Origin of the sequence: Paraburkholderia aromaticivorans, assembly GCF_002278075.1 — a bacterium.
Lineage (GTDB): Bacteria > Pseudomonadota > Gammaproteobacteria > Burkholderiales > Burkholderiaceae > Paraburkholderia > Paraburkholderia aromaticivorans.
The window spans coordinates 4,151,604-4,176,414 of the sequence record NZ_CP022989.1; the positions used below are offsets into that span (position 1 = coordinate 4,151,604).

The following is a 24,811-nucleotide window of genomic DNA, read 5'->3' on the forward strand; positions in this document are numbered from 1 at the left end:
ACTGACGAGGCATCGGCGCAATACATTCGATTAGCGCCAAACGTGCAGGCTTTTCTGTAATCCGCCGTAATGCAGCGGGACTACAATCGCTGCGACTCGCATGCAGCCGCGTGCGACGCATAGCCAGAACATCGGTACGCGACCCTTGGCGCCGCGTATAGCGATCAGAGATTCTCATGCAAGAACAGTCATTCACGCACAGGCGCACGGGGAACGGCGCGGCCACGACGGCCGGCCACGCCGGCAGCACGTCGCTTCACCCATCTTCCGGCCCGGAACGCTTTGCCGAAGGCGGCACGGAACGCGCCACGGTTAGCGGCACATTCAGCGAACACGCCGCCGAAGCAAACGCACCCGCCGGCCCCGCGGGTCCCCACGCCGCCGGCCGCGACGGCGCGGATCAGCCCTCACGCGGCGCCCGGCGCTGGCGCGCGCTTACCGCCGTGCGTCCATTGATGTGGCTCGCCGCGCTGGCCCTGCTGTGCGCCTGGCTGCTGCCAGGCACCTTGGGCCACGAGCCCTGGAAGCAGGACGAGACCTACACCTTCGGCATCATCCAGCACATGCTCGACACCGGCGAGCTCGTCGTGCCGACCAACGCGGGCCAACCCTTCGTCGAGAAACCGCCGATCTACGATTGGGTCGCCGCGAGCCTCGCGTGGATGTTCGGCCGCTATCTGCCATTGCACGACGCGGCGCGTCTCGCGAGCGCGCTGTTCGCAGGGCTGACCGTCTACTACACGGCGCGCGTGGCCCGCCGCGCGACGGCTGCGTCGAGCTGGCTCGACATGCGCGTGATCGGCACGCTCGCGCTGTTCGCCGGCACGCTCGTGGTCGTCAAACATGTGCACGACATGATGACCGACGTCGCGCTGATGGCCGGCGCGGCGGCAGGCTTCTGCGGATTATTCGAGCTGGTGCTCCTGCATACGCGGGACGAAGCCTGCGCGCTGCCGGTCGACGCCCGCCGCCGTCACGCCGTGCTCAGCGGCGCGGCCATGTTCGGCGCGGGGGTCGGCGTGTCCCTGCTGGCCAAGGGCCTGTTCGTGCCGCTCGTATTCGCCGCCACCACGTGCGCGGTGCTGGTGTTGTATCCCGCTTGCCGCCGCCGCGGCTTTGCCGGCGCGCTTGGCGTTGCCGCGCTCGTCTGCGCGCCCTTGGCGCTGATCTGGCCGGTCTGCTTCTATCTGCGTTCCGAAACGCTCTTCAAGGTCTGGCTGTGGGATAACAACGTCGGCCGCTTTTTCGGCTTTTCCGTCGCCGAACTCGGATCCGAAAACGAGAGCCGCCTGTTCGTGCTGCGCACCGTGCTGAGCGTCGGCTTTCCGGTCGTGCCGCTTGCGCTGGCCGCGCTCGCCGGTGGCGCGTGGCGGCGCTGGCGCGATCCGCGTGTGGCGTTGCCGGCGATCTTCGCGGGCACCGGTTTCGTGGTGCTGCAGAGTTCGGCGACGGTTCGCGAACTGTACATTTTGCCCTTCATGGCGCCGCTCGCCATGCTGGCGATGCAAGGGGTCGAGCGCTTGCCGCGGCGCCTGCACGCAAGCTGGGACATCGCGAGCCGCGTGCTGTTCGGCAGCGCGGCCGCGCTCGTCTGGATCATCTGGTCGATCATGAGCAATCCTGCTAATGCGCATGCGTCGCTGCACCGGCTCGGCCGCTGGTTGCCGCTCGATTGGGTGCTGCCGGTCAAACCCGGACTGCTGGCGGCCGCCTTGCTGATGACGTTCGGCTGGCTATGGCTGCTGCCGGTTTTCAGGTACGCCGGCAGATGGCGCGGCGTGCTGAGCTGGTGCGCGGGCGCGATCCTCGCATGGGGACTGGTGAGCACCTTGCTGCTGCCGTGGCTCGACTATGCGAAAAGCTACCGCTCGGTGTTCGAGAGCCTCGGCGCCAGGATGAATATCGAATGGAACGACGGCGATTGCATGGCGAGCACCGGGCTCGGTGAATCGGAGGCGCCGATGCTCTACTACTACACCGGCATCGAGCATCAGCCGACTACGGATACCGCCGCGACCGAGTGCACGTGGTTGATCCAGCAAAGCCGCCGCGGTACGGCACGCGAGCCGACCGGCGCGTGGCGTCTGTTCTGGTCCGGCGCGCGTCCGGGCGACACGGACGAACTGTTGCGGGTGTTCGTGCGTACGCCGGTTGCCGGAAGATCCGCGCCTCGTGATTAGAAACGGTGTCGCGCGCGAGGCGCGCGGCTAGAACGAAGAACCGGGTTCGCGCAGGAACGCGAGTTCTTCAGCCGTCGAGGGACGCCCGAGCAGCGCATTGCGATGGGGAAAACGCCCGAACCGCTCGACGACTTCCGCGTGCCGCACCGCGGACCGGTAATACGACGCGCCGCCCGGCTCCGTGGCCAACAGTTTGAACAGACGCAACGACTCGCGCTGGCCGGCGAGCGTCTCGTCATGCTCAAAGGGCAGATAGGCGAACGCGCGATGATGCACGCCAGGCAACAAGCGGTCAGCGCCGCTTGCGATCATCCGCTGCGTGGTTTGCAATGCTTTCCGATCGGCAGCGAACGCGCGCGATGTGCCGCGATGGCAATTGCGGGAAAACTGGTCCAGCACGATGATGAGCGCCAACGCGCCGAGCGGCGTTTCCATCCAGCTGTCGAGCGTGGACTCGCGGGCCGCGTCGATCAGGGCACCGAAGCGTTCGCGCAGCATCGTGTCGAAAGCCGCGTCGCGTGAGAACCAGCGTTTGTGCGCCTTGCCGAACTCCGGCGTGCCCGGCGCGCCGAACCAGCAGTCGAGAACTTCGCGTGCCCGCTCAGGCAAAGCCGCATGATCCGGTGAAGCCGTGGCGCGCGTCTGGCCACGCTTTTCAGCCATTGCGATTGCGCATCCAGTCGGCCGTTTCGAAGAACGAGCCGAGCAGGCGCTCCCTGAGCGGCTCGGCGAGACCGATATCTTGCATGGCCCACGCCATGCAACGCAGCCACTGATCCCGCTCGCCGGATGCGATCGCGAACGGCAGATGCCGCGCACGCAAGCGCGGATGACCGAACCGGCTGATGTAATGATCGGGGCCGCCCAACCATCCGCATAAAAACCAGAAGAACTTGTCGCGCGAACCGTCGAGCGATTGCGGATGCAAGGCCCGGATCCCGGCGAAATCCGCTTCGAGATCCATCAGGTCGTAAAAGCGGTCGACCAGTTCGCGCACGCGCGCCTCGCCGCCCACCAGTTCGAAGGCCGTCGGCTGCGCCGCGGACACTTCGTCGTTCAGATCGCTCATACCCACTCACCAACCAGAAAATAAAGAATCACGCGTCCCGCAGCGATTGCAACGCGGGCCGCGCCAGCACATGCCGCAAGCTCAGCCAGCCGCCCACACCGGCACACGCTATGCCGGCGGCAATGCCCGCCGGCAACAGCCAGGGATCGAAGCTCAGATAAAACTCGAACACGCGCGTCGCCAGCACGTAGCCGATAGCCTGCGCGCCGAGCGCCGCCATCAGACCTGCCAGCGCGCCCACCGCCACGAACTCGGCGATCTGCACCGAACGCACCTGACGATGCGACGCGCCCAGCGCGCGCAGCAGCGCGGATTCTCGCATGCGTTCATCCCGCGTGCCGGCGAGCGCCGCGTACAGCACCAGCACGCCCGCCGCGAGGGTGAACGCGAACAGGAACTGCACCGCGCCGATCACCTGCTGCAACACGCGCTGCACCTGCGCGAGAATCGGACCGGTGTCGATCGCCGTGAGGTTCGGGTAAGCGGAGATCAGGCCGTCGATGGTCGACTGTTTCTCCTGCGGCAGATGGAAGCTGGTAATGAACGTCGCCGGGAAATCCTGCAACGCGGCGGGCGGCATCAGCACGAAAAAGTTGACCTTGAACGAACCCCAGTCGAGCTTGCGCACGCTCGTCACGGGCGCGTCGATCTGCAAGCCGGTCACGTCGAAACGCAGGACATCGCCGGGCTTCACGTTGATCAGCCTGGCCAGCCCCTGCTCGATCGAAATCTGCGGCGTTTTCGTGTCGCCGTACCATGTGCCGGCGGAAAGGCGATTGTCCTCGGGCAACTCGGTGGTGTACGACAGATTGAACTCGCGATCCACGAGGCGCCGCGCGTCGTCGCCCTTGAACGCGTCCGGGTTGACCGGCTTGCCGTTGATCGCCGTCAGGCGGCCTCGCACCATCGGCGAAAGCACCGTGCCCGGCACGCCGTGCGTGCTCAGATACTGCGTGACGGCATCGCGCTGATCGGGCTGGATGTCGATGATGAATTCGTTCGGCGCATCAGGGGGCGTCGATTTGCGCCAGCCGGCCACGAGGTCGTTACGCGTCATCGCGATCAGCAGCAGGCACATCAAACCGATGCCGAGCGCGGTGATCTGCAATGCGCTCGCGCTGCTGCGCCGTTCGAGCGATGCCAGCGCATAGCGCCAGCCGATCCCCGCATTCACGCGCTCGCTGCGCACCACGCTCGCCGCGCCCCACAGCGCCAGCCGCGCGATGCACGCGAACACCAGCAGCCCGCCCGCGAAGCCGCCCGCGACGATCCCGCCGAGCTTCAACTCGCCCGCCGCGACGATCAGCAGCGCGGCGAACAACACGATGCCGAGCGCGTAAGCCGCCCATGCCGTGCGCCCCGCTTCGCCCCATTCGCGGCGCAGCACGCGCACCGGCGGCACGCGCGTAAGCGGCAACAGCGGCGGCAGCGCGAAGCCCAGCAGCAGCACGAGACCCGCCGCGATGCCTTCGAGCGCCGGCCAGGCCGTCGGATACGGCAGCGCGACATCGATCAGACTGCCGAGCCACGTGAGCAGCGCGAGATGCCCCAGATAACCGAGCGCCACCCCAAGCGCGCCGCCGATCAACCCAAGCCCCACGAATTCGAGCGTGAAGAGCGCGCGCAGTGTCGCCTGACTGACGCCGAGGCAGCGCATCGCCGCGCAGCCGTCCAGATGCCGGCGCATGTATCGATGCGCGGCCATCGCGATCGCCACGGCCGCCAGCAAGGCGGTGAGCAGCGAGACGAGCGTGAGGAAGTGACTCGCGCGATCGAGCGTCTGGCGCACTTGCGGCTGGCCGTCCTGCAACGATTCGAGCGCGACGCCGCGCATCTTGCCGCCGTCCACGCGCTCGTGGGCGAACTGCGCGAAACGCGCCACCGACTCGTCTTGCCCCGCGACCAGCAAGCGGTACGTCACGCGGCTGCCGTAGGTGACGAGGCCGGTCGATGGCACGTCGTCGGCGCGCAGCATCAGGCGCGGCGAGAAATTGACGAACGAGAACCCGCGGTCCAGTTCGCGCGTGATCACCGCGCCGATCGTGAAGCTGCGATTGCCGACCTTTACCGGGTCGCCGACACGCACCTTCAGCGCGTCGAGCAGCGCCTGATCGACCCACACGGTCCCCGGCGGCGGGATCGATCGCGCCGCGTAGTCCGCCGCGCCGGGCGCCGGGGCGATGCGCAACGCGCCGCGCAGCGGATAACCGGGCGACACCGCCTTGATGGCGGCGAGCCGCGAGACCGGCTGCGCGCCGGTCGAGTTGATCATGCTGGGAAAGATCGCCGTGCTGGCGGTATTCAGACCGAGCGCCCGGGCTTTCCCGGCGAACTGCGGATCGACCGGATGATCGGCCCGCACGATGAAGTCGGCCGCGATCATGCGCCGCGCGTCGCGCTCGAGCCCCTGGTGCAGACGGTCAGCCAGAAAGCCGACACTCGACAACGCCGCCACGGCCAGCACCAGCGCCAGCAGCAGCATCGTCAACTCGCCCGCGCGCCAGTCGCGCGCGGTCATGCGAATGGACTGGCGCAACAGATCCCTGCCGCCGAACCGGCGCGTCGAAGGTAAAGCCACGCGCGCCGTCGAACCCCGTACCGTATCGCTCAATCGTGCCTGCTCCTGGCAAAGCGCGACACCATGTGCGTCGCCATGCCGCGAAAACCGCCCTGGACCCCGCGCCAAAGCCGCGGCAACGCCCAGCCGGCCAGCATCAGGAAGCCCACCATCAACACCAGAAAGATCAGCGGCACGAACAGCGCAAGCAGCATGCCGCCGACCACGAGCCCGTCTTCAGCGGTCGAGGTCACGACATTGGACACCGGTTCCGGCGACAGGTTGATCAGCGCGCGCGTGCCCGCCTTGGCGAGGTGCGCGGTGCCTGCCAGCGTGCCGCCCGCGAGCGCGGCCACGGTCAGCAGCGCCGGATCGGCATGGCCGAGCGCGCCGGCGGCCAGCACGGCGCCCGCGGGAATACGGATGAAGGTATGGACCGCGTCCCACAGCGAGTCGAACGCGGGGATCTTGTCGGCGAGAAATTCGGTGACGGTCAAGACGCCCGCCACGCCGATGACCCACGGCGAGGACAAGGCGGACAGCGTATCGGGAAGATGGACGAGGCCGAGACGGGCGAACACGCCGGCCAGCAGGACCGTCAGATAGAGGCGCAGGCCGCTGCCCCATGAGAGGCCCGCAGCGAGCGAAAGTGATTCAAGCATGGCCGCCTCCAGGCGCGCTGTGCGTGCCGGGCGCTTCGACGGCCCAATAATGGGGGCACCACACCGAAGTCGTCAGACCCGCGCCAAGCCGGCCGCGCCCAATGGGCCGCGGACAATGTCAGGTTGGATTCGATCTCATTATAGCCACGTTAATTCGCAGAACGCAGAGCGGCGAATAAATGGCGGGCCTGGCGCGGGCGCGAGGCGAGCGGCGCCGAACCCCGCGAATAGGCCCGGCCGCGGGTTCTGAAGGTGGGCTCAATGCCCGGAAGACAGCTTCAACCCGATCAATCCGATCACGATGAGCGCCGCGCTGGCGACCCGGGCAACGGTCAACGCCTCGCCCATCATCACGATCCCGAAGATGAACGCGCCGACCGCGCCGATGCCCGTCCACACCGCGTAGGCCGTGCCGAGCGGCAACTGGCGCATGGCGACAGCGAGCAGCACGAAGCTGCCGAGCGCGGTCATGACCGTGAATACGGAGGGCCAGAGTCGGGTGAAACCGTCGGAGCTTTTAAGACCGGCTGCCCACGCGACTTCGAGCAAACCGGCAATCAACAGAAGAATCCAGGACATGAGACAGCTCCATGATCAGATGGGGCCGTCCCCGTTCGTGAAAACCGCAAGGTCGTCCTTACGGACTGTAATTATACCAGGGTCGCCGGCGCGCCGCCGGCGGGTGCTCGTGGCACGACAGCGCGCCGACTGTGGCAAATTTCCCCCATAGCGTCAAACGGCGCCGACCAGCCGGTATCCCACCCCGGTTTCCGTGACGATATGTTCCGGCTGGGCCGGATCGCGTTCGAGCTTGCCGCGCAGATGCGCCATATAGATGCGCAGATAGTGATGGCTTTCGACATGCGACGGCCCCCACACGTCGCGCAGCAACTGGCGGTGCGTGAGCACGCGGCCGGCATGGCGCACCAGCGTGGCGAGCAACCGGTATTCGATCGGCGTCAGATGAACGGCCACGCCGTCGCGACTCACCTGCCGCAGGGCGAGATCGACGGTTACCCCGCCGAAGCGCACTTGCGGCGACTCGTTCGCGCCGCCCTGATTGCGCCGCCGCATATGCGCGCGAATCCGCGCCAGCAGTTCGGACACGCCGAACGGCTTGGTCAGGTAGTCGTCCGCGCCGGCATCGAGCGCGGCGACTTTTTCGCTTTCCTGGGTGCGCGCCGACAACACGATCACCGGCAGTTCGCTCCAGCCGCGCAGCTCGCGAATCACGTCCAGACCGTCGGTATCGGGCAGGCCGAGATCGACGATCACCAGATCGGGCTTGCGCGTCGCGGCTTCGACCAGCCCCTGCTTGCCGGTTTCGGCGTCGTGCACGGCGATGCCCTCGCCTTCCAGCGCCGTTCGCACAAAGCGGCGAATCTGCTTTTCGTCTTCGATCAGGACGACGGTAATGCTCGGGTCACTCATGGGTCGGCTTGGCAAGCGGGTTAGGAGTTGATTCGTCGTCGGTTTCGACATGCGTTGTCAAAGCATCGGCGCCTTCGTCTTCGAGCGCATCCGGTGCGTCGGGCGGCGTTTCCACGGGTAGCGTGAACCAGAAGCGCGCGCCTTCCACACGGCCGTCCGCCGACACGCGATTAAGCGCGCCGATTGTACCGCCGTGCGCTTCCACGATCGCGCGGCAGATCGCAAGCCCGAGACCGATGCCCGGCTTGGCCGATTCCTTCTCGCCGCGCGTGAATTTCTCGAACACGCGCGCTTCCATGCCGGCCGGCAAACCGGGGCCGTCATCGTCGACGCTCACGCGCACGAACGACTTGCCGTCCGCGTCGAGCCGCTGCGCGCCGATCGTCAGAGGCGTGGTCGGCGCGGTGTATTTGGCCGCGTTTTCGAACAGGTTGGAAAAGAGGCGCTCCATCAGAACGGCGTCGAGATGCAGGAGCGGCAGATCGGCGGGCAGCTTCACCTGCACCGGATGTTTCGCCAGCACGCGCTTGCACGCGCGCAGCGCCGCGCCCACCGTTTCTTCGAGCAACGTCCATTGCTGATTCAGTTGCAGACTGCCTGCCTGCAGGCGCGCCATGTCGAGCAGATTCGTGACGATGCCCGTCATGCGCAGCGCTTCCTCGTGAATCGCCTCGACCAGTTCGGCGTTGGGCTGCGTGCCGGGCGACTGCGCGAGCATCGACGAAAAGCCGACGATGGTCGTCAACGGCGTGCGCAGATCGTGCGAGATCGCCGACAACAACGAGTTGCGCAGGCGCTCCGATTCCATGTTGACGAGCGCATCGCGCGCGATGTCCACGTAATGCACCCGTTCCAGCGCCAGCGCGATCTGGGCGGCGAACGCGTCGAGCATGCGCTGCTGCTCGGGCACGTCGAGCTCGCCCTCGTTGCGCATCACCACCGCCAGCACGCCGCGGGTGCGCATCGGCGCCTTGAGCGGCAGGTAGAGCGCGGCGGCCGCCGGCAGCGTGTCGGTGCCGTGGCCGGCGGGCTTCTGCTGATCGTAGACCCACTGGCCGACGTCGCTATCGAGCATCTCGCCTTCGAGCGTGATCGCCGCGTCGGGATCCTCGATCTTCTGTTTGACCTGATCGGCGCTGTCCGGCAACAGAATCGCGACGCGCGCGCCGAACACCTCGCTCACATGACGGCTGCCGATCCCGATGATCTGCTCCGTGGTCAGCGCCGCGGCCAGTTCGCGCGCCATCGCGTACATCGCGCCAGTGCGCTGCTCGCGGCGCCGCGCCACGCTCGCCTCGCGGCGCAGGCTCGAGGTGAGATGGCTGATCACGAGCGAGGTCAGCAGCATGCCGAAGAAGGTCAGCAGATACTGCGTATCGGAGACCGACAGCGACATGCGCGGCGGCACGAAGAAGAAATCGAACGCGGCCACGCTCATGAACGACAGCACCACACCCGGCCCGCGCCCGAGCTTCACCGCGGTGAAGATCACGCCGAGCAGATACAGCATGACGAGGTTGGTCAGATCGATATGGTCGATCAACTGGCTCGACAGCAGCGTGATGGCCGCGCAGATCGCCAGCGCGAAAGCGTAGGCGCGCGGCGGTGAGCGTCGTTCGCGCGCGGCGCTCAGCGCCTCGCGCCACGCGTTCGCGGTCGTGTTCAACAGATGCCGATGCTCGCCGCCGTCGCTGTCGGACGAGGCGCGAATCAGCGTGAGATCGAGATCGCCCGCCTTTTCGGCGATACGTTCGCTGAGCGGCCGGCGCAGCCGGCGCGCCATGCCCGTGCGCGCCGACGCGCCGGCCACCAGCTTCGACACGTTGCGGGCCTGCGCGTAGCCGATCAGCGCGGCGGCCGCGTCGGCGCCCGCCAGCGTCGCGGTTTCGGCGCCGAGTTCGGCGGCGAGCTTCAGCGCGTTCAAGGTGCGCTCGCGGCGCGCATCCGGCAAACGCTGCAGCGCGGGCGTCTCCACATAGACGGCGATCCAGTCGGCCTTCAGGCTGGCGGCAAGGCGTGCCGCCGCGCGCACCAGCATCGGCGCTTCCGGGCCGGGGCCGACGCACACCAGCAGACGCTCGCGCGCCTGCCAGATGCGCTGGATCGAACGGTCGGCCCGATACTCGCGCATTTGCGCGTCGACGCGGTCCGCGGTGCGGCGCAGCGCCAGCTCGCGCAGCGCGATCAGATTGCCTTTGCGGAAGAAGTTGCGCACCGCGCGCTCGGCCTGCTGCGGCAAATACACTTTGCCGTCGCGCATGCGATCGAGCAGTTCCTCGGCGGGCAGGTCGACCAGCGTGACTTCGTCGGCGCGATCGAACACACGGTCCGGCACCGTCTCCCAGACGCGAATGCCGGTGATCTGCCCGACCACGTCGTTCAAACTTTCGAGGTGCTGGACGTTGACCGTCGTGTAGACGTCGATGCCGGCGTCGAGCAGTTCGTAGACGTCCTGCCAGCGCTTCAGATGGCGCGCGCCCTGCACGTTCGAATGCGCGAGTTCGTCGACGAGGATCAGTTGCGGCTTGCGGGCGAGCGCGGCGTCGAGATCGAACTCGCCGAGCTTGCGGCCGCGATACTCGATCTGCGCGAGCGGCAACACGTCGAGCCCTTCGAGCAGCGCCGCGGTTTCGCTGCGGCCATGCGTTTCGGCGATGCCGACCACCACGTCGGCGCCTTCATCGCGACGGCGGCGCGCGGCCTGCAACATTGCATAGGTTTTACCGACGCCCGCCGACGCGCCGAAAAAAATCTTCAGCCTGCCGCGCTGACGTCTTTCTTCGTCGCGTTGCAGCTTGTCGAGCAACTCATCGGGATCGGGGCGGTTCATGCTCAGTGTTTTTCATCGTTGGGCGAGCGTCAATTCATGCATGGTGGCACGGCGGCGGCGCGGCCGCAAATGGCGACCGCGGCCGATGGCCGCCGCCGCGCAGGACATCGCCGCGTCAAAGGCAAAGGCGGAGTCGCGCGGACACCGCCTTTGCGAAGCGAAGCGCTGTGGCTGATCGATCAGCCGCGCTTCATCTCGTCCAGCGCGAGGTTCAACTGCAGCACGTTCACGCGCGGCTCGCCGAGAATGCCGAACTGACGGCCGCTCGTATAGCGGTCCACCAGCGCCTGCACGTCGTTCGGCGCGAGCTTGCGCGCCTTGGCGACACGCTCGATCTGATAAGCCGCGGCTGCGGGGCTGATCTCAGGATCGAGACCGCTGCCCGAGGAGGTCACCAGATCGACCGGCACCGGCTTCGACATATCCGTGCCGGCGGCCTTCAGGGCGTCGATGCGGCCTTTGATTTCGTCGAGCAGCGCCGGGTTGGTCGGGCCGAGGTTCGAACCGCTCGAACCCTGCGCGTTGTACGGCATCGGGCTGGTGGCCGACAGGCGGCCCCAGAAGTATTGCGGCGCGTCGAACTGCTGGCCGATCAGCTTCGAGCCGACCACCTTGCCGTCCTGTTCGAGCAGGCTGCCGTTGGCCTGGTCGTGGAAGACCGCCTGACCGAAAGCGGTCATCACCGCCGGATAAGCCAGCCCCGTAACGGCGGAGAGCACCGCGAAAAGCACGATCAGCGGACGGAACAGATTTTTCATGATGGATGATTCCTCTAGTACAAGCGCTTAGACCCAACCGAACGCGGCCAGCACCATATCGATCAGCTTGATGCCGATGAACGGCACGATGATCCCGCCCAAACCGTAGATCAGCAGATTGCGGCGCAACAGGATCGCCGCGCCAAGCGCGCGATAGCGCACGCCCTTGAGCGCCAGCGGAATCAGCAGCACGATGATCAGCGCGTTGAAAATCACCGCCGACATGATCGCCGAGGCCGGCGTGGCCAGATGCATCACGTTCAGCGCGTTCAGTGCCGGATAGGTGGTGGCGAACGCGGCCGGAATGATCGCGAAGTATTTGGCGACGTCGTTGGCAATCGAGAACGTGGTGAGCGAACCGCGCGTCATCAGCATCTGCTTGCCGATCTCGACGATCTCGATCAGCTTGGTCGGATTCGAATCGAGGTCGACCATGTTGCCCGCTTCCTTCGCCGCCTGCGTGCCGGTGTTCATCGCCACCGCGACGTCGGCCTGCGCGAGCGCCGGGGCGTCGTTGGTGCCGTCGCCCGTCATCGCCACGAGGCGCCCTTCGGCCTGGTGCGCGCGAATCGTGGAGAGCTTCGCTTCCGGCGTGGCTTCGGCGAGGAAATCGTCGACGCCCGCTTCCGCGGCGATCGCCGCCGCGGTCAACCGGTTGTCGCCCGTCACCATGATGGTCTTGATGCCCATCTTGCGCAGTTCGGCGAAGCGTTCCTTGATGCCGCCCTTCACCACGTCCTTCAACTCGATCACGCCGAGCACGCGCGCGCCCTGCTCGCCTTTCTCGGCGACCACGAGCGGCGTGCTGCCACGGCGCGCGACGTCGGCGACCGCGTGGTTGACTTCGTTCGGGAAGCGGCCGCCATTCGCTTCGACATAATGCTTCACCGCATCGGCCGCGCCCTTGCGGATCTCCCGGCCAGGCAGATCGACGCCGCTCATGCGCGTTTGCGCGGTGAACGCGAGGAACACGGCATGCAGCGAGGCCATATCGCGTTGCCGGATGTTGAAGCGCTGCTTGGCCAGCACGACGATGCTGCGGCCTTCCGGCGTTTCGTCGGCGAGCGACGAGAGCTGCGCGGCATCCGCGAGCGCTTCTTCGGTCAGGCCCGGCGCCGGCACGAATTGCGAAGCCTGGCGATTGCCGAGCGTGATGGTGCCGGTCTTGTCGAGCAGCAGCACATCGACGTCGCCGGCCGCTTCCACGGCGCGACCCGAGGTGGCGATCACGTTCGCCTGCATCATGCGGCTCATGCCGGCCACGCCGATCGCCGACAACAGCCCGCCGATGGTGGTCGGAATCAGACACACGAGCAGCGCGACCAGCGCGGTGATCGTCACCACGTGGCCAGCCTTCGCCGCTTCGACCGAGAACATCGAGAACGGCAGCAGCGTGGCGGTGGCCAGCAGCATCACGATCGTCAACGCGACCAGCAGGATGGTCAGCGCGATTTCATTCGGCGTCTTTTGACGCTTCGCGCCTTCCACCATCGCGATCATGCGGTCGAGGAACGCCTCGCCCGGATTCGCCGTGACGCGCACCACGATCCAGTCCGACAGCACGCGCGTGCCGCCCGTCACCGACGAAAAGTCGCCGCCCGACTCGCGGATCACCGGCGCGGATTCACCCGTGATCGCCGATTCGTCGACCGAGGCGACCCCTTCGACCACTTCGCCGTCGGCCGGAATCACGTCGCCGGTCTCGACCAGCACGACGTCGCCCTTGCGAAGATCCGAGGCCGTCAGAATGCGGATCGGCGACTTCGGATGCGGCTCGTTCAACTTCTTGGCCATCACGTCTTTCTTCGCACTGCGCAGCGACGCCGCCTGGGCCTTCGAACGGCCTTCGGCGAGCGCCTCCGCGAAGTTGGCGAACAGCACCGTGAACCACAGCCACAAGGTGACCGCGAGAATGAAGCCCGCGGGCGCCTCGGCCTGGCCGCCGAGCGCGGCGATCCAGAGAATGGTCGTGAGAATGCTGCCCACGTACACGCAGAACATCACCGGGTTGCGGAACTGCGTGCGCGGCGTGAGCTTCTTGAAGGAGTCCACGATCGCCGGGCGCAGCAGCGCCGGGTCGAACATGGACCTGGTTGCATTATGTTCAGTCATTGAATCCTCGAATTTCCCGTTTGCGCGTGATCACTCGTTGTCATCGCGGGTCTCAATGGGCGCCCATCATCATCAGATGTTCGACACCCGGACCCAGCGCGAGCGCGGGCACATAAGTCAGCGCGCCGACCAGCAGCACCGTGCCGAGCAGCAGCACGACGAACAGCGGTCCATGCGTGGGCAGCGTGCCGCCGGTCACGCCGATGCGCTTTTTCGCGGCGAGCGAGCCGGCAATCGCAAGCACCGGGACGATCGTGCCGAAGCGGCCGAACCACATCGCGATCGCCGTGAGCCAGTTGTAGAACGGCGTGCCCACGGTGAGGCCCGCGAACGCGCTGCCGTTGTTGTTGGCGGCCGAGCTGAACGCGTAGAGGATTTCGGAGAAACCGTGCGCGCCGGGGTTGGCGATACCGGCCTTGCCCGCGTCGCTCAACACCGCGATCGAGGTGCCCACCAGCACCAGCAGCGGCGTGAGCAGCACGACGATCGACACCATCTTCATCTCGTACGCCTCGATCTTCTTGCCGACGTACTCGGGCGTGCGGCCGATCATCAGGCCCGCCACGAACACCGCCAGCAGCGCGAACACGAGCATCCCGTACATGCCCGAACCCACGCCGCCGAAGATCACTTCGCCGAGCTGCATCAGCAGCATCGGATAGAGGCCGCCGATCGGCGTCAGCGAGTCGTGCGTGTTGGCGACCGCGCCGCACGAAGCCGCGGTGGTCGCGACCGTGAAGATGCCCGACTGCGCGATGCCGAAGCGCGTTTCCTTGCCTTCCGCATTGCCGCCCGACTGCAACGCATTGGCCGATTGATCGACATGCAATGCGGCGATGGCCGGATTGCCGCTCTGCTCCGCGCCGATTTCGCCGAACACGCAGACCGCGAAGGCGATCGTCATGGCGGCGAGCACGGCCACGCCCTGCCTGCGGTCCGCGATCATGCGGCCGAACACGAGTGCGAGCGCCGCCGGGATGATCAGGATCGAGAAGATCTGCAGGAAGTTCGAGAACGGCGTCGGGTTTTCATACGGATGCGCCGAATTGCCGTTAAAGAAACCGCCGCCGTTGGTGCCGAGCATCTTGATCGCTTCCTGCGATGCAACCGGGCCCATGGCGAGCGTCTGCGTCTTCACGGGCGTATCGACCGTCACCGGATTGCCCTTGGCATCCTTCACCGGATTGCCTTGCGCGTCGAGCTTCGGCGCGGCATAGGTGGTGGTCTGCAAGGTCGGCACGTCTTCGTACGCCTTGAAGTTCTGGATCACGCCCTGGCTCATCAACAGCGCCGCGATGATCGCCGACATCGGCAGCAACACGTAAAGCGTCACACGGGTCAGGTCGACCCAGAAATTGCCGATGGTCTGCGCGGTGTGGCGCGCAAAGCCGCGAATCAACGCGATCACCACCACGATGCCGGTGGCCGCCGAGAAGAAATTCTGCACGGTGAAACCGAGCATCTGCGTTAGATAACCGACGGTTTGTTCAGGCGTGTAATCCTGCCAGTTCGTGTTGGTCACGAAACTGACCGCCGTGTTGAACGCGCCGTCCACGGTCATCGGGCCGAACTGCTGCGGGTTGCCCGGCAGCCAGCCTTGCACGCGCAACAGCACGTAGAGGAACGCCACGCCGAGCGTGTTGAACGCGATCGTGGCGATCGCGTAGTGCTTCCAGCTCATTTCCGCGGCAGGATCGACGCCCGCGATGCGATACAGCAAACGTTCGACGGGGCCGCCGAAGCGGACCACGCGCGAACTGCCGTCCATTACGGCGCTGAGATAGCGGGCCATCGGCACCGCGGCTGCCAGCAGCACGACGATGAACAGACCCGCTTGCAGGACATTGTTCGAGTTCATTCAATGTCCTCCGCGCGCAACAGCGCATAGACGAGGTAGACGAACAGCAGCGCGGTCGCCGCGCCGGACAACCAGAGAATCCAGGTCATGAGCGAGCTCCCTGCCCACGGCGGAACTGCATCAACTTCTCGCAGCCGGCAATCAAACCAAAGGTCAGCGCGGCGAAAAGCACCAGCCCCCCGACATACAGCACATCCATTTTTGTTCTCCATTACACGGACTTTGGATAGGTGCAACGTTATGCCGAACCGCGTAAAGGGCTGGTCAAAGATGGGAAGGCGCGTATAAAAATCGCGTAAACGGACAAGGCCGCTCCATCCTGCGATGGAACGGCCTTGTGGCTGCGGGGCATGGTTGCGCGGCATGCCGCGCCGCTCCTGCTACTGCGTGAGGCGCGGCTTCGAGTGACGCGCGGTTTTTATCTGGCTGACCGAAGCTTTATGCCATCGGGCTGACGATTCACGGCAGCAGAACCGTCGACCCCGTCGTGCGTCGCCCTTCGAGATCCGCGTGCGCTTTTCCGACATCCGCCAGCGCGTAACGCTGATTGATGCTCGTCTTCACCTTGCCCGACACCAGCATGTCGAACAGTTCGGTGGACATCGCCTCGTAGTCGCTACGTTTGGCGATATAGGTGAAGAGCGTCGGGCGCGTGAAGAACAGCGAACCGCGTCCGGCGAACTCCGACGAATCGATCGGCGGCAACGGCCCCGACGCGTTGCCGAAGCTCACGAACATGCCCAGCGGCGCAAGGCAATCGAGCGAGCCCGCGAACGTGTCTTTACCGATCGAGTCGTACACCACCGGCACGCCCGCGCCGTTGGTGATCTCGCGCACGCGTTTGGTGAAGTTCTCGCGCGTGTAGACGATCGCGTGGTCGCAGCCGTGCGCCGTGGCGATCTGTGCTTTTTCATCCGAACCGACCGTGCCGATCACCGTCGCGCCGAGTGCCTTCGCCCACTGGCACACCAGCAGACCGGCGCCCCCCGCCGCGGCCTGGATCAGGATCGTGTCGCCCGCTTTCACGGGATAGGTGCGGCGCAGAAGATATTGCGCGGTGAGCCCTTGCAGCATCGCCGAGGCGGCCTGCTCGTCGCTCACGGCGTCGGGCACCTTCACGACCTGCGCGGCCTGCAGCACGCGCTCCTGCGCGTACGCGCCGGGCGGACGCGCCACGTAGGCGATGCGATCGCCCACCTTCAGACCGCTCACGCCCGAGCCGAGCGCCGTCACTTCGCCGGCCGCCTCCATGCCGAGACCGCCCGGCAACGGCAGCGGATACAGCCCCGTGCGGAAGTACACGTCGATATAGTTCAGTCCGACCGCCGTCTGCCTGACGCGGATCTCGCCCCCGCCCGGCTCGCCGACTTCGACGTCGACCCACTTCATGACCTCCGGGCCGCCGGTTTTATCGAATCGGATTGCTTTGACCATCATGTCTCCTTGGGGTTGGGTGGGGTTGCGTGTGTCGTGCCGCGCGTGTGTTGCGGTGATCTCACACCTGTTGCGTGAGACGCAAGGTCAGCGAGTCGAGCACCATTCGCGCGGTCGAAATATTGGTCGCGCACGGAATGTTGTGCACGTCGCACGCGCGCACCAGTGCGTTGATGTCCGGCTCGTGCGGCTGCGGCGTCATCGGGTCGCGCAGGAAGATCACCATGTCCACGCGCCCTTCCGCGAGCTGCGCGCCGATCTGCAGGTCGCCGCCGTGCGGGCCGGACAGCATCCGCTCGACCGCGAGGCCGTGCGCGTCGGCAATGCGCCCGCCGGTCGTGCCGGTCGCCACGATGTCGCAACGCTTGAGCGTGTCGACGTATTCGCCGGCCAGTTTGACGATGTCGTCCTTCTTATGATCGTGCGCGATCAGCGCAATACGGGTGGTCATGACGTAAGACTCCTGAAACCGTTGTGATTGTCGTTGTTGTTGTGATGATGGAAGCGCGGCGCGTGCCGTTCAGAACGTGCCCGGATAGGCGCCGCCGTCGATCAGCCAGTTCTGCCCGGTGATGTAGCCGGCATGCACGCTGCACAGGAACGCGCAGGCGCGGCCGAATTCATCGCGGTTGCCGAAACGGCCGGCGGGGATCGTTTTCATGCGCTGCTGGCGGGCGTCGTCGACGGAAATGTTCTGCGCCTTGGCCTGCGCCGCGAAGGTCACCGCGATGCGGTCGGTGTCGAATAGCCCCGGCAGCAGGTTGTTGATGGTCACGCCGGTGGGCGCAACCTTGCGCGCGAGGCCCGCGACGAAGCCGGTCAGCCCCGAGCGCGCGCCATTGGACAAGCCGAGCACGTCGATTGGCGCCTTCACCGCCGAACTCGTGATGTTGACGATACGCCCATAGCCGCGCGCGCTCATCGAGTCGATGGTCGCGCGAATCAGCTCGATCGGCGTGAGCATGTTGCTCTCGAGGGCGCGGATCCAGTCTTCATGCGTGAAGTTGCGGAAGTCGCCCGGCGGCGGACCGCCCGCGTTGTTGACCAGAATGTCCGGCTGCGGACAGGCGACGAGCGCCGCGGCGCGGCCTTCCGGCGTGGTGATGTCGCATGCCACGGTCTTCACTTCCACGCCGCTTTGCTTGCGGATCTCCGCCGCGGTCGCTTCGAGCGTCTCGGCGGTGCGCGCCACGATCGTCAGGTTGACGCCTTCCGCGGCGAGCGCTTCCGCGCAGCCGCGCCCCAGTCCCTTGCTGGCCGCGCAGACGAGCGCGGTGCGTCCTGCGATTCCCATGTCCATCCGTGTTCACCTCTTGAAGTTGTGCATCGTGAGAAGGCGCCGGGTCTGGGGCCCTTTCATGGCGAAGTTTCCCCGATTCTAGAAGAATCGGTGCCGGACTGTGCCGGGCCGCCGCAATCTCCGGTATCTTCGGAGCGCACTCTTTCGGTAAACTTGCGCCGTGGCGCGTCCGCCGGCCAGCCGTTTTGCGGCGGCGCGGCGCGCCGAACCGATCCCTCTAGCCGCCGCTTGCGCCCCCGCCATGACTCAGGACAGCCGTTTCCCCAATCTCTTCATCCTCGATCACCCGCTGATCCAGCACAAGCTGTCGCACATGCGCGACCGGGACACCTCGACCCGCACGTTCCGCGAACTGCTGCGTGAAATCACGCTGCTGATGGGCTACGAAATCACCCGCAATCTGCCCATGACCACGCGCCGCCTGACCACGCCGCTCGTCGAGATCGACGCGCCGGTGATCGCCGGCAAGAAGCTGGCGATCGTGCCGGTGCTGCGGGCCGGCATCGGCATGTCGGACGGGCTGCTGGAACTGGTGCCCTCGGCGCGGGTCGGCCACATCGGCGTGTATCGCGCGGAGGACCATCGCCCGGTCGAGTATCTGGTGCGCCTGCCGGACCTCGAAGATCGCGTGTTCATTCTGTGCGACCCGATGGTCGCGACCGGCTATTCGGCCGTGCACGCGGTCGACGTGCTCAAGCGCCGCAACGTGGCCGGCGAGAACATCCTGTTCCTCGCTCTGGTCGCCGCCCCGGAAGGCGTGCAGGTGTTCCAGGACGCCCACCCGGACGTCAAGCTGTATGTCGCCTCGCTCGATTCGCATCTGAACGAGCACGCGTACATCGTTCCCGGTCTCGGCGACGCGGGCGACCGCCTGTTCGGCACGAAGAACTGAAAGCCGCTGCGAAAAGCGCGTGACGGCGTGCACCAAAGGCCGCCGCCGCGCACTTTTCGCGGCCTTTGCAGCGATGTCGCCCTCTGCCGCCCCCCTGCGGCGTGATAAAATTCGAATCCGCTCAAAGAGCGGCTCAACTTGCACCACCGCCTGGCGCACGGCGCCTTTCGCGGGGCCTGGCAGGCCGGCGCGGCATTTGTCGCGTGTAGTCTCGCCGCGTCGCCCCGCCCCAACCGCGCTGCCGAACCGCGGCCCCGCTAGCAGGGTCCGGCCGGGCGTGGCCAGGCGCGAGACGGCTAGCCACGTGTGGCCAGCCACGAACGGCAGACCTGGACAGTTAAGCACCGGGCGGATTGACATCGAGGCGCGCTAAACGCGAATACGCGCGAACCAGCGCAATTCAGCGCAAGCGCCCCCGAAAACGCAACGACAATTGCACAATGCGTGTGCCCCACTGGCGCGCGCGACGGAGAAAGGTATGGCGGGTCATTCGAAATGGGCCAACATCAAGCATAAGAAAGCAGCGGCCGACGCCAAGCGCGGCAAGGTCTGGACGCGGCTCATCAAGGAAATTCAGGTCGCGGCGCGCATGGGCGGCGGCGACATCGACTCGAACCCGCGTCTGCGGCTCGCCGTCGAGAAGGCGTACGACGCCAACATGCCCAAAGATAACGTCAACCGCGCGATCCAGCGTGGCGTGGGCGGCGTGGACGGCGCAAGCTACGAAGAAATCCGCTACGAAGGCTATGGCATCGGCGGCGCGGCGGTGATCGTGGACACCATGACCGACAACCGCACGCGCACGGTGGCGGAAGTGCGTCACGCGTTCTCGAAGAACGGCGGCAACATGGGCACGGACGGCTCGGTGTCGTTCATGTTCGATCACGTCGGCCAGTTCCTGTTCGCGCCCGGCACGCCGGAAGACAAGCTGATGGAAGCCGCGCTCGAAGCCGGCGCCGACGACGTCGTCACGAACGAAGACGGCAGTATCGAGGTGCTGTGCCCGCCGAACGACTTCCCGAAGGTGAAGTCCGCGCTGGAAGCCGCGGGCTTCAAGGCCGAGCTGGCCGAGGTGACGATGAAACCTCAGACGGAAGTCGAGTTCACCGGCGAAGACGCCGTGAAAATGCAGAAGCTGCTCGACGCACTGGAGAATCTGGACGACGTGCAGGAAGTCTATACAAACGCCGCGATCGCCGACGAATGAGCGTGCCCCGGCGGCGCGTAGCGCGACGGCTCCTGCCGAACCGCGCCACGCCGCCGGCCGGCCCTCGCGTCGTTGCTGAGCTGGCGTGCGAGTGACTCCGCACCGCGCTTCCACCCCGGTTTCGCACCGTGCCCTGCGCGCCGCCAATGGCTGCTGCGGGCTCAATGCAAACCTTGTTGTCATTCCACGGCTGAGCGTGCTGCGTCAGCCGTTTATGGTTTTTAAGTCTCGAGGATTCACATGAAGTTACTCGTCGTCGGTTCCGGCGGTCGCGAACATGCGCTCGCATGGAAGCTCGCGCAATCGCCGCGGGTCCAGCTCGTCTACGTGGCTCCTGGCAACGGTGGCACCGCCCAGGACGAGCGTCTGCGCAACATCGACATGACGGATCCGGCCGCGCTCGCCGATTTCGTCGAACAGGAGCAGATCGCCTTCACGCTGGTCGGGCCGGAAGCGCCGCTGGCGGCCGGCATCGTCAATCTGTTCCGCTCGCGCGGTCTGAAGATTTTCGGGCCGACCAAAGAAGCCGCCCAGCTAGAAAGCTCGAAAGACTTCGCGAAGGCGTTCATGAAGCGCCACGCGATCCCAACCGCCGAATACGAAACCTTCGCCGACGTCGCCGCCGCGCATGCGTATCTGGACGCCAGGGGCGCGCCGATCGTCATCAAGGCCGACGGCCTCGCCGCGGGCAAGGGCGTGGTGGTCGCGCAAACGCTGGAAGAAGCGCACGCCGCGGTCGACATGATGCTGTCGGACAACAAGCTCGGCGACGCCGGCGCGCGTGTCGTGATCGAAGAGTTCCTCGCCGGCGAGGAAGCGAGCTTCATCGTGATGGTGGATGGCAAGCACGTGCTGCCGCTCGCTTCCAGCCAGGACCATAAGCGTCTGCTCGACGGCGATCAGGGCCCGAACACGGGCGGCATGGGCGCCTACTCACCCGCGCCGATCGTCACGCCGCAGCTGCATGCCCGCGTGATGCGCGAAATCATCCTGCCGACGGTGCGCGGCATGGAAAAGGAAGGCATCCGCTATACCGGCTTCCTGTACGCCGGCCTGATGATCGACGCGCAAGGCAACCCGAAAACGCTCGAATTCAACTGTCGCATGGGCGACCCCGAAACGCAGCCGATCATGGCGCGCCTGAAGGGCGACTATTCGAAGGTGGTCGAGCAGGCGATTGCCGGCACGCTCGATACGGTCGAACTGGAGTGGGACCGCCGCACCGCGCTCGGTGTCGTGCTCGCCGCGCACAACTACCCGGATACGCCGCGCAAGGGCGACCGCATCAACGACATTCCGGCTGAAACCGCGGATTCGGTCACTTTCCACGCCGGCACCACGTTGACGGACGGCAAGCTGACCACCTCGGGCGGCCGCGTGCTGTGCGTGGTCGGTCTCGCGGATTCGGTGCGCAGCGCGCAGTCGGTTGCCTATGAAACGATCAACCAGATCTCGTTCGACGGCATGCAATACCGGCGCGACATCGGCTATCGTGCGTTGAACCGCAAGCACTAAGCCATTGCCCCACTTACCCGCGTGCGGCGCCAACGGCGCTACACTGCGGGTTTTCCCGGCGATACCGGTGCCCACCGCAGCATGTGGGCCGACCCGGGCCCATGTGGGCTGAACGGAGCCAGGCGCATTCCGCCCGGCGCGAAAGACAAAAGACTGTAAGGCCGCGCCTTCAGGTTCCGCCCTGACGCGCAGGCGGCCATCACCCTTCACGACAAACCCGCGGCACGACGAGCGTGCCGCCCTCAGCATCTGCATTCATGACCGAATCGAGCTACGACGCACAGGCCGTGCGCAGCTGGCTGCAAGGCCTGCAAACGCAGATCGCGGACACGCTCGGCGCGTTCGACGGCACGCCGTTCGCCACCGACGCCTGGCAACGCGCGCCCGGCGAAAAGCTGCGCGGCGGCGGCTGCACGCGGATTCTCGAAGGCGGCAATTTCTTCGAGCGGGCCGGCATCGGTTTTTCCGACGTTGCCGGCGACACCCTGCCGGGTTCGGCGAGCGCGGCGCGTCCGCAACTGGCCGGGCGCGGTTTCGAAGCGATGGGCGTGTCGCTCGTGCTGCACCCGCACAATCCGCACTGCCCGACCGTGCATATGAACGTGCGTCTGCTGATCGCGACCAAGGCCGGCGAAGCACCCGTGTTCTGGTTCGGCGGCGGCATGGATCTAACGCCGTACTACGGCTACGAGGAAGACGCGCAACATTTCCATCGCACCTGCCGCGACGCGCTGCAGCCTTATGGCGCGGACCTCTACCCGAGTTTCAAGCGCTGGTGCGACGAGTATTTCTTCCTCAAGCACCGCAACGAGCCGCGCGGCATCGGCGGGATTTTCTTCGACGATTTCTCGGCGCCGGGCTTCGATCAATCGTTCGCGATGCTCAAAAGCGTCGGCGACGCGTTCCTCACGGCGTACGTGCCGATCATCGAAAAACGCCGCAACATTCCGTATGGCCAAGCCGAGCGCGATTTCCAGGCGTACCGGCGCGGGCGCTACGTCGAGTTCAATCTGGTCTTCGACCGTGGCACACTGTTCGGGCTGCAAAGCGGCGGGCGCACGGAATCGATCCTGATGTCGATGCCGCCTGTGGTGAACTGGCGCTACAACTGGCAGCCCGAACCGGGCACGCCGGAAGCGCGTCTTTATAGCGATTTTCTCGTGCCGCGCGAGTGGGTGTGACGGGCCGCGCCCGCACCCTGCCCCCGCCGCCACGACAAAGGATCTCCACCTGAAGCCGAACGCTCATCCTGTCGCCCTGCCTCGCCGGATCGGACTGCTCGGCGGCACTTTCGATCCGATCCACGACGGCCATCTCGCGCTCGCGCGGCGTTTCGCCGACGTGCTGCAACTGACCGAACTCGTGCTCCTGCCGGCCGGTCAACCCTGGCAGAAATCGGACGTGTCGCCGGCCGAGCACCGCCTTGCCATGACGCGCGCGGCGGCAAGCGAACTGGTGCTGCCGGGCACGACCGTGCGGGTCGCGACCGACGAAATCGAGCACGACGGGCCGACTTACACGATCGACACGCTGCAACGCTGGCGTGAACGCGAAGGTGAGGACGCATCCATTGCGCTCCTGATCGGCGCGGATCAACTGGTGCATCTCGACACGTGGCGCGACTGGCGGCGCCTGTTCGAGTTCGCCCACATCTGCGCGGCCACCCGGCCCGGTTTCGACCTCACGTCGATTCCGCCGGCGGTCGCTCAAGAAATCGACGCGCGCCGTGCCCGCGCCGACGTTCTGCAAGCCACGCCCTGTGGCCACTTGCTGATCGATACGACGCTTGCGTTCAACGTTTCGGCCACCGACATTCGCGCGCATCTGCGCGAGCAGGTGAACCAGCGGCTTGCCCTCGCGGGCGGCGAACAGCAAGACCAGGCGGCGAGCCATGTCCCCACCGCGGTGTGGGACTATATTCTTCAACATCATCTGTACCACCGGTAAATCCATGGATATTCGCAAACTGCAACGCGTGATCGTCGACGCTCTCGAAGACGTCAAAGCGCAAGACATCAAGGTGTTCAACACCAGCCACCTGACCGCGCTGTTCGATCGCGTGATCGTCGCGAGCGGCACCTCGAACCGGCAAACCAAAGCGCTCGCTTCGAGCGTGCGCGAGAGCGTGAAGGAAAACGGCGGCGAGATCATCAGCACCGAAGGCGAGGACATCGGCGAATGGGTGCTGGTGGATTGCGGCGACGCGATCGTGCACATCCTGCAGCCGGCCCTGCGTCAGTACTACAACCTCGAAGAAATCTGGGGCGACAAGCCGGTGCGCATCAAGCTGTCCACGCCGGATCCGTTCGGCGGCGCGCGTTCGAGCGAACCCGACGAAGACGAGGACGAAGAGCAAGCCGCGCCGGCCGTGAAGAGGCCCGCGCGCAAAGCGCCCGCACGCCGCAAGTGAGCGGGCTTCGCGCCACTCACCGTCATCGTTCGCGAATGCTTGCGCAATGAAACTGCATATCCTCGCCGTCGGCCACAAGATGCCGGACTGGATCGCCACCGGCTTCGACGAATACGCGAAGCGCATGCCGCCCGAGCTGCGCATCGAGCTGCGCGAGATCAAACCCGAGCAGCGTTCGTCGGGACGGCCGGCGGACAGCGTGATGGCCGCCGAGCGGCTGAAGATCGAAGCCGCGTTGCCGAAGAACGCGCGCATTGTCGCGCTCGACGAGCGCGGCAAGGACTGGACCACCATGCAGCTTGCCGGCGCCCTGCCCGGCTGGCAGCAGGACGGCCGCGACGTGGCGTTTCTGATCGGCGGCGCCGACGGACTCGACCCCGATCTGAAGGCGCGCGCCGACATGTTGCTGCGCGTCTCGAGCCTGACCTTGCCGCACGCGATGGTCCGCGTGCTGCTCGCCGAACAGCTTTACCGCGCGTGGACCATCACGCAAAATCACCCCTATCATCGCGTGTGAGCGAACGAGGCGGCGCGTGGAAACGCGCGGCTTGGTCGCGCGATGCCGGTCGAGCCTTGGTGTTACCTGATAGCCGCGG

23 protein-coding genes are annotated in these 24,811 nt (G+C 66.1%); 8 read left to right on the forward strand and 15 right to left on the reverse strand.

Features of this window, described 5'->3' with window-relative positions:
• Positions 1-176: 176 nt before the first annotated feature.
• Entirely contained in the window at positions 177-2,180 is a 2,004-nt protein-coding gene (locus CJU94_RS18675) for an ArnT family glycosyltransferase (protein WP_095419957.1), read from the forward strand.
• A gap of 27 nt (positions 2,181-2,207) precedes the next feature.
• Here CJU94_RS18675 and CJU94_RS18680 read toward each other — a convergent pair whose 3' ends face one another.
• The 15 genes from CJU94_RS18680 to CJU94_RS18750 form a co-directional block, all read right to left on the reverse strand.
• Entirely contained in the window at positions 2,208-2,843 is a 636-nt protein-coding gene (locus tag CJU94_RS18680; RefSeq protein WP_095419958.1) for a DUF924 family protein, read from the reverse strand.
• Positions 2,836-3,249, reverse strand: coding sequence for a group II truncated hemoglobin (locus tag CJU94_RS18685; RefSeq protein WP_095419959.1), 414 nt, complete (start codon positions 3,247-3,249; stop codon positions 2,836-2,838). Before CJU94_RS18685 ends, CJU94_RS18680 begins: the two co-directional genes overlap by 8 nt.
• Positions 3,250-3,277: 28 nt before the next feature.
• Positions 3,278-5,860 (reverse strand): ABC transporter permease, encoded by a 2,583-nt coding sequence (locus CJU94_RS18690; RefSeq protein ID WP_095419960.1) that lies wholly within the window; start codon positions 5,858-5,860, stop codon positions 3,278-3,280.
• Positions 5,857-6,468, reverse strand: coding sequence for a DUF4126 domain-containing protein (locus CJU94_RS18695; protein WP_095419961.1), 612 nt, complete (start codon positions 6,466-6,468; stop codon positions 5,857-5,859). The genes CJU94_RS18690 and CJU94_RS18695 overlap by 4 nt, the downstream gene beginning before the upstream one ends.
• A 258-nt stretch (positions 6,469-6,726) precedes the next feature.
• Entirely contained in the window at positions 6,727-7,047 is a 321-nt protein-coding gene (sugE, locus tag CJU94_RS18700; RefSeq protein ID WP_095419962.1) for a quaternary ammonium compound efflux SMR transporter SugE, read from the reverse strand.
• 153 nt (positions 7,048-7,200) lie between these two features.
• A complete protein-coding gene (gene kdpE, locus CJU94_RS18705) occupies positions 7,201-7,899 on the reverse strand; it encodes a two-component system response regulator KdpE (RefSeq protein ID WP_095419963.1) in 699 nt (232 codons plus the stop codon).
• Positions 7,892-10,729, reverse strand: coding sequence for a DUF4118 domain-containing protein (locus CJU94_RS18710; RefSeq protein WP_095419964.1), 2,838 nt, complete (start codon positions 10,727-10,729; stop codon positions 7,892-7,894). Before CJU94_RS18710 ends, kdpE begins: the two co-directional genes overlap by 8 nt.
• Positions 10,730-10,908: 179 nt before the next feature.
• On the reverse strand, positions 10,909-11,487 hold the full coding sequence (kdpC, locus tag CJU94_RS18715; protein WP_095419965.1) for a potassium-transporting ATPase subunit KdpC: 579 nt from the start codon (positions 11,485-11,487) through the stop codon (positions 10,909-10,911).
• A 27-nt stretch (positions 11,488-11,514) separates the two neighbouring features.
• Complete coding sequence (gene kdpB, locus CJU94_RS18720) at positions 11,515-13,599, reverse strand: potassium-transporting ATPase subunit KdpB (protein ID WP_095419966.1); 2,085 nt, start codon at positions 13,597-13,599, stop codon at positions 11,515-11,517.
• Positions 13,600-13,651: 52 nt separating this feature from the next.
• The gene (gene kdpA / locus CJU94_RS18725; RefSeq protein ID WP_095419967.1) at positions 13,652-15,457 is read right to left on the reverse strand and encodes a potassium-transporting ATPase subunit KdpA; all 1,806 of its coding nucleotides are present in this window, start codon (positions 15,455-15,457) and stop codon (positions 13,652-13,654) included.
• Positions 15,454-15,546, reverse strand: coding sequence for a K(+)-transporting ATPase subunit F (gene kdpF, locus CJU94_RS18730; RefSeq protein ID WP_007175651.1), 93 nt, complete (start codon positions 15,544-15,546; stop codon positions 15,454-15,456). The genes kdpA and kdpF overlap by 4 nt, the downstream gene beginning before the upstream one ends.
• Complete coding sequence (locus CJU94_RS18735; protein WP_064272128.1) at positions 15,543-15,656, reverse strand: hypothetical protein; 114 nt, start codon at positions 15,654-15,656, stop codon at positions 15,543-15,545. Before CJU94_RS18735 ends, kdpF begins: the two co-directional genes overlap by 4 nt.
• Positions 15,657-15,916: 260 nt before the next feature.
• Entirely contained in the window at positions 15,917-16,891 is a 975-nt protein-coding gene (locus tag CJU94_RS18740) for a quinone oxidoreductase family protein (RefSeq protein ID WP_095419968.1), read from the reverse strand.
• A 61-nt stretch (positions 16,892-16,952) separates the two neighbouring features.
• Positions 16,953-17,342: a methylglyoxal synthase gene (locus tag CJU94_RS18745; protein ID WP_007175655.1), complete on the reverse strand. Its 390-nt coding sequence runs from the start codon at positions 17,340-17,342 to the stop codon at positions 16,953-16,955.
• Between the two features lie 69 nt (positions 17,343-17,411).
• On the reverse strand, positions 17,412-18,191 hold the full coding sequence (locus CJU94_RS18750) for an SDR family oxidoreductase (RefSeq protein ID WP_095419969.1): 780 nt from the start codon (positions 18,189-18,191) through the stop codon (positions 17,412-17,414).
• Positions 18,192-18,432: 241 nt separating this feature from the next.
• Here CJU94_RS18750 and upp point away from each other — a divergent pair, with 241 nt between their 5' ends.
• The 7 genes from upp (at position 18,433) to rlmH (ending at position 24,732) form a co-directional block, all read left to right on the forward strand.
• On the forward strand, positions 18,433-19,083 hold the full coding sequence (upp, locus tag CJU94_RS18755; RefSeq protein ID WP_011487457.1) for a uracil phosphoribosyltransferase: 651 nt from the start codon (positions 18,433-18,435) through the stop codon (positions 19,081-19,083).
• Positions 19,084-19,561: 478 nt separating this feature from the next.
• The gene (locus CJU94_RS18760) at positions 19,562-20,290 is read left to right on the forward strand and encodes a YebC/PmpR family DNA-binding transcriptional regulator (protein ID WP_091795956.1); all 729 of its coding nucleotides are present in this window, start codon (positions 19,562-19,564) and stop codon (positions 20,288-20,290) included.
• 240 nt (positions 20,291-20,530) lie between these two features.
• The gene (purD, locus tag CJU94_RS18765; protein WP_095419970.1) at positions 20,531-21,805 is read left to right on the forward strand and encodes a phosphoribosylamine--glycine ligase; all 1,275 of its coding nucleotides are present in this window, start codon (positions 20,531-20,533) and stop codon (positions 21,803-21,805) included.
• A 257-nt stretch (positions 21,806-22,062) separates the two neighbouring features.
• Entirely contained in the window at positions 22,063-22,986 is a 924-nt protein-coding gene (gene hemF, locus CJU94_RS18770) for an oxygen-dependent coproporphyrinogen oxidase (RefSeq protein ID WP_095419971.1), read from the forward strand.
• 49 nt (positions 22,987-23,035) lie between these two features.
• Positions 23,036-23,752, forward strand: coding sequence for a nicotinate-nucleotide adenylyltransferase (locus tag CJU94_RS18775; RefSeq protein ID WP_244220974.1), 717 nt, complete (start codon positions 23,036-23,038; stop codon positions 23,750-23,752).
• 4 nt (positions 23,753-23,756) lie between these two features.
• Positions 23,757-24,215, forward strand: coding sequence for a ribosome silencing factor (rsfS, locus tag CJU94_RS18780; protein ID WP_095419973.1), 459 nt, complete (start codon positions 23,757-23,759; stop codon positions 24,213-24,215).
• Between the two features lie 46 nt (positions 24,216-24,261).
• Positions 24,262-24,732 (forward strand): 23S rRNA (pseudouridine(1915)-N(3))-methyltransferase RlmH, encoded by a 471-nt coding sequence (gene rlmH, locus CJU94_RS18785; protein WP_095419974.1) that lies wholly within the window; start codon positions 24,262-24,264, stop codon positions 24,730-24,732.
• Positions 24,733-24,811: the final 79 nt, after the last annotated feature.

Excerpts from the sequence above, each read along its gene's own strand:
- kdpC (WP_095419965.1), bottom strand. The coding sequence starts at position 11,487 with ATGAAAAATCTGTTCCGTCCGCTGATCGTGCTTTTCGCGGTGCTCTCC.
- CJU94_RS18710 (WP_095419964.1), bottom strand. The coding sequence starts at position 10,729 with ATGAACCGCCCCGATCCCGATGAGTTGCTCGACAAGCTGCAACGCGAC.
- CJU94_RS18735 (WP_064272128.1), bottom strand. The coding sequence starts at position 15,656 with ATGGATGTGCTGTATGTCGGGGGGCTGGTGCTTTTCGCCGCGCTGACC.
- CJU94_RS18680 (WP_095419958.1), bottom strand. The coding sequence starts at position 2,843 with ATGGCTGAAAAGCGTGGCCAGACGCGCGCCACGGCTTCACCGGATCAT.
- CJU94_RS18750 (WP_095419969.1), bottom strand. The coding sequence starts at position 18,191 with ATGGACATGGGAATCGCAGGACGCACCGCGCTCGTCTGCGCGGCCAGC.
- rlmH (WP_095419974.1), top strand. The coding sequence starts at position 24,262 with ATGAAACTGCATATCCTCGCCGTCGGCCACAAGATGCCGGACTGGATC.
- CJU94_RS18685 (WP_095419959.1), bottom strand. The coding sequence starts at position 3,249 with ATGAGCGATCTGAACGACGAAGTGTCCGCGGCGCAGCCGACGGCCTTC.
- kdpA (WP_095419967.1), bottom strand. The coding sequence starts at position 15,457 with ATGAACTCGAACAATGTCCTGCAAGCGGGTCTGTTCATCGTCGTGCTG.
- sugE (WP_095419962.1), bottom strand. The coding sequence starts at position 7,047 with ATGTCCTGGATTCTTCTGTTGATTGCCGGTTTGCTCGAAGTCGCGTGG.
- CJU94_RS18745 (WP_007175655.1), bottom strand. The coding sequence starts at position 17,342 with ATGACCACCCGTATTGCGCTGATCGCGCACGATCATAAGAAGGACGAC.
- purD (WP_095419970.1), top strand. The coding sequence starts at position 20,531 with ATGAAGTTACTCGTCGTCGGTTCCGGCGGTCGCGAACATGCGCTCGCA.
- CJU94_RS18695 (WP_095419961.1), bottom strand. The coding sequence starts at position 6,468 with ATGCTTGAATCACTTTCGCTCGCTGCGGGCCTCTCATGGGGCAGCGGC.
- CJU94_RS18760 (WP_091795956.1), top strand. The coding sequence starts at position 19,562 with ATGGCGGGTCATTCGAAATGGGCCAACATCAAGCATAAGAAAGCAGCG.
- hemF (WP_095419971.1), top strand. The coding sequence starts at position 22,063 with ATGACCGAATCGAGCTACGACGCACAGGCCGTGCGCAGCTGGCTGCAA.
- CJU94_RS18740 (WP_095419968.1), bottom strand. The coding sequence starts at position 16,891 with ATGGTCAAAGCAATCCGATTCGATAAAACCGGCGGCCCGGAGGTCATG.
- CJU94_RS18675 (WP_095419957.1), top strand. The coding sequence starts at position 177 with ATGCAAGAACAGTCATTCACGCACAGGCGCACGGGGAACGGCGCGGCC.
- rsfS (WP_095419973.1), top strand. The coding sequence starts at position 23,757 with ATGGATATTCGCAAACTGCAACGCGTGATCGTCGACGCTCTCGAAGAC.
- kdpE (WP_095419963.1), bottom strand. The coding sequence starts at position 7,899 with ATGAGTGACCCGAGCATTACCGTCGTCCTGATCGAAGACGAAAAGCAG.
- kdpF (WP_007175651.1), bottom strand. The coding sequence starts at position 15,546 with ATGACCTGGATTCTCTGGTTGTCCGGCGCGGCGACCGCGCTGCTGTTC.
- upp (WP_011487457.1), top strand. The coding sequence starts at position 18,433 with ATGACTCAGGACAGCCGTTTCCCCAATCTCTTCATCCTCGATCACCCG.
- kdpB (WP_095419966.1), bottom strand. The coding sequence starts at position 13,599 with ATGACTGAACATAATGCAACCAGGTCCATGTTCGACCCGGCGCTGCTG.